At 74.5% G+C, this 7,795-nt stretch carries 7 protein-coding genes and 1 pseudogene; 3 read left to right on the forward strand and 5 right to left on the reverse strand.

Going from position 1 to position 7,795, the window contains the following annotated elements; genetic code table 11:
- On the reverse strand, positions 1-796 hold a 796-nt coding region (gene panC, locus J7E93_RS36125), incomplete at its 3' end, for a pantoate--beta-alanine ligase (RefSeq protein WP_215074273.1).
- Complete coding sequence (locus J7E93_RS36130; protein WP_215074274.1) at positions 793-1,740, reverse strand: Rossmann-like and DUF2520 domain-containing protein; 948 nt, start codon at positions 1,738-1,740, stop codon at positions 793-795. The genes panC and J7E93_RS36130, both read right to left, overlap by 4 nt.
- A 124-nt stretch (positions 1,741-1,864) precedes the next feature.
- On the opposite strand from J7E93_RS36130, the gene J7E93_RS36135 reads away from it, so the two are divergent.
- A complete protein-coding gene (locus J7E93_RS36135) occupies positions 1,865-3,004 on the forward strand; it encodes a low specificity L-threonine aldolase (protein ID WP_215074275.1) in 1,140 nt (379 codons plus the stop codon).
- 85 nt (positions 3,005-3,089) lie between these two features.
- Here J7E93_RS36135 and J7E93_RS36140 read toward each other — a convergent pair whose 3' ends face one another.
- On the reverse strand, positions 3,090-3,287 hold the full coding sequence (locus J7E93_RS36140) for a hypothetical protein (RefSeq protein ID WP_374105481.1): 198 nt from the start codon (positions 3,285-3,287) through the stop codon (positions 3,090-3,092).
- Positions 3,288-3,447: 160 nt separating this feature from the next.
- Between J7E93_RS36140 and J7E93_RS36145 the strand changes: the two are divergent.
- Positions 3,448-4,535: pseudogene (locus tag J7E93_RS36145) on the forward strand (DUF5937 family protein).
- Positions 4,536-4,628: 93 nt separating this feature from the next.
- Here the strand turns inward: J7E93_RS36145 and J7E93_RS36150 are convergent.
- Positions 4,629-5,309, reverse strand: a complete 681-nt coding sequence (locus J7E93_RS36150) for a response regulator transcription factor (RefSeq protein WP_215074276.1) — start codon at positions 5,307-5,309, stop codon at positions 4,629-4,631.
- A gap of 17 nt (positions 5,310-5,326) precedes the next feature.
- Positions 5,327-6,529: a sensor histidine kinase gene (locus J7E93_RS36155; protein ID WP_215074277.1), complete on the reverse strand. Its 1,203-nt coding sequence runs from the start codon at positions 6,527-6,529 to the stop codon at positions 5,327-5,329.
- A gap of 97 nt (positions 6,530-6,626) precedes the next feature.
- On the opposite strand from J7E93_RS36155, the gene J7E93_RS36160 reads away from it, so the two are divergent.
- A complete protein-coding gene (locus tag J7E93_RS36160; protein WP_215074278.1) occupies positions 6,627-7,748 on the forward strand; it encodes an SAM-dependent methyltransferase in 1,122 nt (373 codons plus the stop codon).
- The last annotated feature ends 47 nt before the right edge of the window (positions 7,749-7,795 follow it).

Consider the following 7,795-nt stretch of genomic DNA (forward strand, 5'->3'; position numbering starts at 1 on the left):
CGGCGCGGGCCTCGCCGAGCCGGGAGAGCGCCTCGGCCCGGGTCTCCGATGCGGGCAGCGAGGCGGCACGCGCGCGCAGCGCCTGCTGGGCGGCGAGCCGGTCACCGGCGGCGAACAGCGCGCGGCAGAGGGCGAGGGCGGTGCGGCGCTCGCGGCCGGAGAGGTACCGGTTGCGGCTCGACAGGGCGAGGCCGTCGGGCTCGCGGACGGTGGGGACGCCGACGATCTCGACCGGGAAGTTCAGGTCGCGGGCCATCCGGCGGATCAGGGCCAGCTGCTGGGCGTCCTTCTGGCCGAAGAAGGCGACGTCGGGGCGGGTGAGGTGGAGCAGCTTGGCGACGACGGTGAGCATGCCGTCGAAGTGCCCCGGCCGGGAGGCGCCTTCGAGGCGCTCGCCCATGGGTCCTGCCGCGATGCGGACCTGCGGCTCTCCGCCGGGGTAGACCTCGTCGACGGTCGGGGCGAAGACGGCGCTCGCGCCCGCGTCGAAGGCCAGTTCCAGGTCGGCGTCGAGCGTGCGCGGATAACGGTCGAGGTCCTCCCCCGCGCCGAACTGGAGCGGGTTGACGAAGACGGTGACGACGACGAACCCCTCGTGGCCGACGCGCTCGCGCGCGGCACGGATCAAGGTGGCGTGGCCCTCGTGGAGTGCGCCCATGGTCATGACCACGGCCGTGCGGCCCGGCGCGCCCCAGTGGGCGACCGCGTCGTCGAGGTCCTCGACCGTGGGGAGGAGCTCGGCCGGCTGGTGGCGCTTGGTGACGCCGGCGGCGCGGTCACGGGCGAACAGGTTCATCGGTCGTCTCCTTGCGGCCCGTCGGCGTCGGCGGCACCCGCCGAGGTGTCGGCGAGCACGCCCAGCAGATCCTCGGCCAGCTCGGGCTTGAGCAGGCCGTGCGCGAGCGCCCGGTCGGCGGTCGTGCGGGCCATCGCCAGATAGCCGGCGACGGTGCCGGGCGCGTGCTTGCGCAGTTCGGCGACGTGCGCGGCGACCGTGCCGGCGTCGCCGCGTGCGACGGGGCCGGTGAGGGCCGCGTCGCCGGAGCGCAGGGCGTTGTCCAGGGCGGCGCCCAGGAGGGGCCCGAGCATCCGGTCGGGGGCGGCGACCCCGGCCGTACGGAGCACGTCCATGGACTGGGCCACCAGGGTGACCAGGTGGTTCGCGCCGAGGGCGAGGGCCGCGTGGTACAGCGGGCGGTTCGCCTCCTCGATCCACTCCGGCTCGCCGCCCATCTCGATGACCAGGGCCTCGGCGGCCAGCCGCAGCTCTTCGGGCGCGGTGACCCCGAAGGAGCAGCCGGCCAGGCGCTGGACGTCGACGGAGGTTCCGGTGAACGTCATGGCCGGGTGCAGGGCGAGCGGCAGCGCGCCGGCGCGCAGTGCGGGGTCCAGGACCTTCACGCCGTACCGCCCGGAGGTGTGCACCAGCAGCTGGCCCGGCCGTACGGCCCCGGTCTCGGCGAGACCTTCCACCAGACCCGACAGGGCGTCGTCGGGGACGGTCAGCAGGACGAGGTCGGAGAGGGCGAGGACCTGGCCGGGGGGCACGATCGGCACGTCGGGGAGCAGGGCCGCGGCGCGGCGTACGGAGGCGTCGGACACCGCGGAGACGGCCACGGGACGGTGTCCCGCGAGCTGGAGGGCGGCTGCGAGGGCGGGACCCACCCGGCCCGCTCCGACGACTCCGACGGCGAGTCGCGCGGGTCGGTCTTCCGCTCGGGGTTCTGCTGGTTGGTTCACGCGGCAACGGCCTTCCGTTCCAGTCCGCGGGGGGTACCGGACGATTTCTGGTCATGCTACGCCAGCGTTTCGCGCGTCCTCGTGGCTGTCCACAGGGCATGGGCGGCGGTGTGATGATCAGCCCATGGACGACGAGGCGGCCCGGCGGCACCGGGCGAGGGTGTGGGGCGGCGCGGAGCGGAAGCTGTGGCACACCCCGATCGACGGGACGGTCGGGCAGCGCCTGCGCGAGCTGGCCGCCTGGGCGGACCGGACGGACGACGACGGAGGCCCGCTCGACGCGTACGGCGACGGCCTGGTGGAGGAGGTGGAGTGGCGGGTCGCGGACGAGCTCGGCCTGCCGGCCGCGGTGTTCTTCCCGACCGGGACGATGGCCCAGCAGGTGGCGCTGCGCTGCTGGTCGGGGCGGACCGGCAGCGCGGTGGTCGCGCTGCATCCCCTGGCGCACCCGGAGATCCACGAGGGCGGCGCGCTGGGGGTGGTGAGCGGACTGCGCACGGTCCGTCCGACGGACGAGCCGCGGCTGCCGACGGCCGAGGAGGTACGGGACCATCCGGAGCCGTTCGGGACGCTGATGCTGGAGCTGCCGCTGCGGGACGCGGGGTTCGTGCTGCCGTCCTGGGAGGCGCTGGTCGAGGTGGTGGAGGCGGCGCGCGAACGTGACGCGGTGGTGCACATCGACGGCGCGCGACTGTGGGAGTGCGCCCCCCACTTCGGGCGGGCGCTCCCGGAGATCGCGGGGCTCGCGGACAGTGTGTACGTCTCCTTCTACAAGTCCCTGGGCGGGCTTTCGGGGGCCGCGCTGGCGGGTCCGCAGGACGTGATGGAGGAGGCGAGGGTGTGGCGGCACCGGTACGGGGGGCTGGTCTTCCAGCAGTACCCGGCGGCGGTGTCGGCGCTGCGGGGCCTCGCCCACGAGCTGCCGCGCCTGCCCTCGTACGTGGCGCACGCGCGCGTGGTCGCCGAGGGGCTGCGGGCGGGGTTCGAGGAGGCGGGCGTCCCCTGGTTCCGGATCCGTCCGGAGCCCCCGCACACGCACCAGTTCCAGGTCTGGCTCCCGTACGAACCGGACGTGCTGACGGCGGCGTCGCTGGCCCTGACGGAGGAGACGGGCACGGTCCTCTTCCGCCGCTGGTCCGGCCCGGGCGCGGGCGGGCCGCCGGGAGTGGCGGTGACGGAGGTGACGGTGACGGAGCCAGGGCTCTCCTGGACGGCGCAGGACGTCAGCGAGGCGGTAGGGGCCTTCCTGTCCCGGCTGGGGTGAGCGACTCCCTGCCGGCTGGGTGAGCGACTCCCTGCTGGGGTGCGAGGGGGGGCCCGGCGGGTCAGCGGGACCCCGGCCGGCGGGGTCAGCGGGGCCCGGGATGGCGCCCGCGGGCGAGGGCGGTGGCGAGGCGGCCGCGGGCGAGGCGGCCGCCGAGGACGCGGCGGAAGCGGTGGTGGTCGCGGGCCGCGCGAAGGACCGCGACATCGTGGGTGCCGGGCACCGGCGGCATCGGCTCCCCGTGCTGCGCGGCCCGGTAGGTGTCGAAGAGGTACTGGTGCATCGCGTTCAGACCCTCACGATGCGCCGGGCGGAACCGCCGGTCGCGCGGATTGACGCGCCCCGTCAAACGGCCCCCCGCGCAGCGCCGTACAGGCGCGTCGATTGACGGGCCGCGTCAACCGACGCGACACCGCCCCCGCCCCGGCCCGCACCATAGGGGGGTGAGCGTGACCATCGACATCACCGGACTGCCGCACGAGCGGATCGTCTTCTGCCCCTCGCCGCTGGCCGAGCTCGGCGCCGCGCTGCACGCGCTCTCCGAGCCCGCCCACCACCCGGCCTCCACGCGTGGGTCACCACGACCGCCGCCGCGCTCGCGCCCGAGCTCGCCGACCGGCTCCACGAGGCCGACTTCATGTGGCGGTCCACCCGCTCCGACATCCTGCTGCCCGCCCGGCCCCGCGAGACGCTCGCCGAGGAGCTGGACGACCTCGACCTCATGGACGACGAGCGGTACGTGAGCTCGGCTCTGGAGATCTCCTGCGCCAGTCACTACACGCGCGGAGCTCCCTCGCCCCTCGTCGACACCCGGAGGCGGCGGCGCGCCCTCGACCTGGCGGCCGCCCGCGGTCCCCGCCAGGCCGCCTTCGTGGAGCGGACGCTCGCCGATCCGACCGGCACGCGCGCGTGGATCCGGCGGCTCCTGGAGGACTGCGACGCGGCGTTCTTCTCCGACACCTGGCAGCGCGTCCGGGTCCAGCTCGCCGCCGACGCCCGCCACAAGACGGATCTGCTGCGCCGCAAGGGCCTGGCCGAGGCCGTCGTCGCCGCCTCACCGGCCATGAGTCTGGAGGAGGACGAGCACGGTTCCCGGATCGTCGTCGACAAGCTGGTCCAGGGCCGCACCACCGCCCAGGGGGCCGGACTGACGTTCCTGCCGACCGCGTTCGGCCGGCCGCACCTCTTCGCCCTGCACGCGCCCGGGTGGCAGCCGGTGATCCAGTACCCCGTCTCCGGACGCGAGCTCGCCGGCACCGCCCCCGTGGAGACCGTCAAGCTCCGCCTGGAGGCCGTCGCCCACCCGATGCGGATGCGGATGTGCCGTAACCTCGCCCGCGGTTCGTACACGACGAGCGAGCTGGCCGACGCGTACGGCATCACGGCGCCGGAGGTCTCCCGGCACCTCGCCGTCCTGAAGAAGGCGGGGCTTGTCAGCACCCAGCGGCGCGGCAGGTACGTCCTGCACCAGCTCGACGTCTCGGTCGTGGCCCGCCTCGGCAGCGACTTCCTGGAGAGCGTGCTCCGCTAGCTCGTCTCCGGAAGGCCGTCTCCGGGAGGCCGTCTTCGGGAGGCCGTTTCCCGGGAGGCCGCGTTTGAGCGGTCTCCCGAGGCGCGTGTCCGGTCAGTACGCGCCGCCGCCCGCCCGCACCAGGCCCGTCTCGTACGCGAGCACCACCACCTGCACCCGGTCACGCAGGTCCAGCTTGGTCAGGATGCGGCCCACATGCGTCTTCACGGTGGCCTCCGACAGCACCAGCCGGGCCGCGATCTCCCCGTTCGACAGGCCCTGGGCGACCAGGAGCATCACCTCGCGCTCCCGTTCGGTGAGCCGGTCGAGCCCGCTGTCGGCGGCCCGCGGGTCCTTCCCCGAGGACGGCAGCATCGGCGAGAAGCGGTCGAGCAGCCGGCGCGTGGTCGACGGAGCCACGACCGCGTCCCCGCTGTGCACGGAGCGGATCGCGCCGAGCAGTTCGCCCGGCGGCACGTCCTTCAACATGAAGCCGCTGGCGCCCGCCTTCAGCCCCGAGAAGGCGTACTCGTCGAGGTCGAAGGTGGTCAGGATCAGCACCTTCGGGGCGTCGGGCTCCGAGCAGATCCGCCGGGTCGCCTCGACCCCGTCGAGCTTGGGCATCCGTACGTCCATCAGCACCACGTCCACGGCCGTGGAACGCAGCACCTCCAGCGCCTCCACGCCGTCGCCCGCCTCCGCGACGACCTCCATGTCCGGCTGGGCGGCGAGCACCATGCGGAAGCCGGTGCGCAGCAGCACCTGGTCGTCGACGAGCATCACGCGGATGGACATGTGGTTCCTTCGGATCGTCAGTGGGCGGGCTTCAGGGGGAGCAGGGCGCTGATGCGGAAGCCGCCCCCGGGACGCGGCCCCGCGTCCAGGGTGCCGCCGACCATGCCGACCCGCTCGCGCATGCCGATCAGGCCGTGGCCCCGGCCGTCGGCGCCCCCGTCCTCGTACATCTCCTGGGTCGCGCCCCGGCCGTCGTCCTCGACGAGCAGGCCGAGGCCGTCGTCGAAGTAGACCAGGCGGACGCTGGCGCCGACCTCCGGGCCGCCGTGCTTGCGGGAGTTGGTGAGGGCTTCCTGGACGATCCGGTACGCGGTGAGCTCGACGCCGCTCGGCAGCGGCCTCGGCGTTCCCTCGACCCGGAAGTCGACGGTCAGACCGGCGTTCCGGACCTGCTCGACGAGGTCCTCGATCTGCTGGACGTCGGGCTGCGGAACGTACTCCCCCGCCTCCTGGTGCTCGCCGGTGCGCAGGATGCCGAGGAGCCGGCGCATCTCGGCGAGCGCCTGGCGGCCGGTGGACGAGATGGTCTCCAGGGCCTGCTTGGCCGTCTCGGGCGAGGAGTCGAGGACGTAGGCGGCGCCGTCGGCCTGGACCACCATCACGGAGACGTTGTGGGCGACGACGTCGTGCAGTTCGCGGGCGATCCGGGCGCGCTCGGCGGCGACGGCGACCTTGGCCTGCGCCTCGCGCTCCTGCTCCAGGCGGGAGGCGCGCTCCTCGAGCTGGGCGAAGTACGCGCGCCGGGTCCGCAGGGAGTCGCCGAGCACCCAGGCCAGGGCGAAGGGCACGGTCATGATCACCGTGAAGAAGACGTGCGCGAGGGCCGAGCCCGGGGCGTCGGAGGGCCATCTCAGCATGGAAAGGGGGGCGGCGCTCAGACCGCCGACGAGCGCGAGGCGGGAGGCCCAGCGCGTCCCGTCGTGCGCGGCGACGGTGTAGATGATCACCAGGATGGCGAAGTCCGCGAAGAACGGCATCAGCCCGAAGGCGAGCTGGGCCAGGCCCAGCGCGACCGCGAGCAGCAGCATCATCTGGGGCGCACGGCGGCGCAGCGCGACGACGAGGGAGAACAGCGCCGCGACCACCCCGTACGCGACGGGGTTGCCGACCGGCGGGTGGGTCGTACCCACCCACAGCAGCGAGAACCCGAAGAGGACGACGGCCCAGGAGGTGTCGACGCCCGTCGGGTGTCTGCGGAGGAAGTCGTAGAGGCGCTGCACGTCACCAAGCGTAGGGAAGGCGGATAGGTGCAGGGGTCAACCGTGGGGCCGATCCTGCGCGGGAAGCCCGTACTCCGCAAGGTGGAGACTGGGGCACGTGACGGATGAGACGTGTCAATGGCAGGAACGCCAAGGGTGGCAGCGGTGGCGTGAGGCCGCCGAGCGGGCGTTGTACGGGCAGGGCGGCTTCTATCTGAGCCCCGAGGGCCCGGCCGGGCACTTCCGTACGTCGGTGCACGCCTCCCCTCTCTTCGCGGCGGCCGTCTCGCGGCTGTTGACGGAGGTGGCGGCGGAGCTGCGGACGGACGAGATCGCGCTGGTCGATGTGGGGGCGGGCCGTGGCGAGCTGTTGACGGGGGTCCTGGCCGCTGTGCCCGCCGGGCTGTCCGTACAGCCGTACGGCGTGGAGCGCGCGGCGCGCCCCGCCGGGCTCGACCCGCGCATCGTGTGGACGGACCGGGTGCCGCAGGGGGTGCGTGGGCTGCTCTTCGCGAACGAGTGGCTGGACAACGTGCCGGTGGACATCGCGCAGATGGACGAGGCGGGGGCCGTCCGGTACGTCGAGGTCCGGGCGCGGGACGGGGCGGAACGGCTCGGCGAGGTGGTCACGGGCGCGGACGCGGAGTGGCTGGACCGGTGGTGGCCGCTGCGGGAGCCGGGCGAGCGGGCGGAGATCGGACGGTGGCGTGACGAGGCCTGGGCGGGCGCGGTGGCGGCGATGGGCGCCGGTCTGGCGGTGGCGGTGGACTACGCGCATGTACGGGGGACCCGGCCGCCCTTCGGCACGCTGACCGGGTTCCGGGCGGGGCGGGAGGTGCCACCGGTGCCGGACGGGTCGTGCGACCTGACCGCCCACGTGGCGATGGACGCGGTCGCGGAGGCGGCCGCCTCGACGGTCGGGGCGACGGTCTCGTCGGCCGGCGCGACGGTCTCGTCGGCCGGCGCGACGGTCGGCGGGAAGGCCGCCTCGGCAATCGGCGGGGAGGTCGCCTCTGCGGCCGGCGGGGAGCTGGTGACCCAGCGGGAGGCGCTGCGGCGGCTCGGGGTGAGCGGGGACCGCCCGCCGTTGGCACTGGCGTCGAGCGATCCGGCGGCGTACGTGCGGGCGCTCGCGGCGGCGGGCGAGGCGGCGGAGCTGACGGCCCGGGGCGGGCTCGGGGACTTCCTGTGGCTCCAGCAGCCCGTGGGCGCCGTACGTGAGAGAGGTGAACGGGCCTGACAGGGCCACCGGCTCCCGCCCGGCGTGGGCCGTGGGCTGCGGCCTGA

This window comes from Streptomyces sp. ISL-36 (genome assembly GCF_018614205.1).
GTDB lineage: Bacteria > Actinomycetota > Actinomycetes > Streptomycetales > Streptomycetaceae > Streptomyces.

Excerpts from the sequence above, each read along its gene's own strand:
- J7E93_RS36135 (WP_215074275.1), top strand. The coding sequence starts at position 1,865 with ATGGACGACGAGGCGGCCCGGCGGCACCGGGCGAGGGTGTGGGGCGGC.
- J7E93_RS36140 (WP_374105481.1), bottom strand. The coding sequence starts at position 3,287 with ATGCACCAGTACCTCTTCGACACCTACCGGGCCGCGCAGCACGGGGAG.
- J7E93_RS36150 (WP_215074276.1), bottom strand. The coding sequence starts at position 5,309 with ATGTCCATCCGCGTGATGCTCGTCGACGACCAGGTGCTGCTGCGCACC.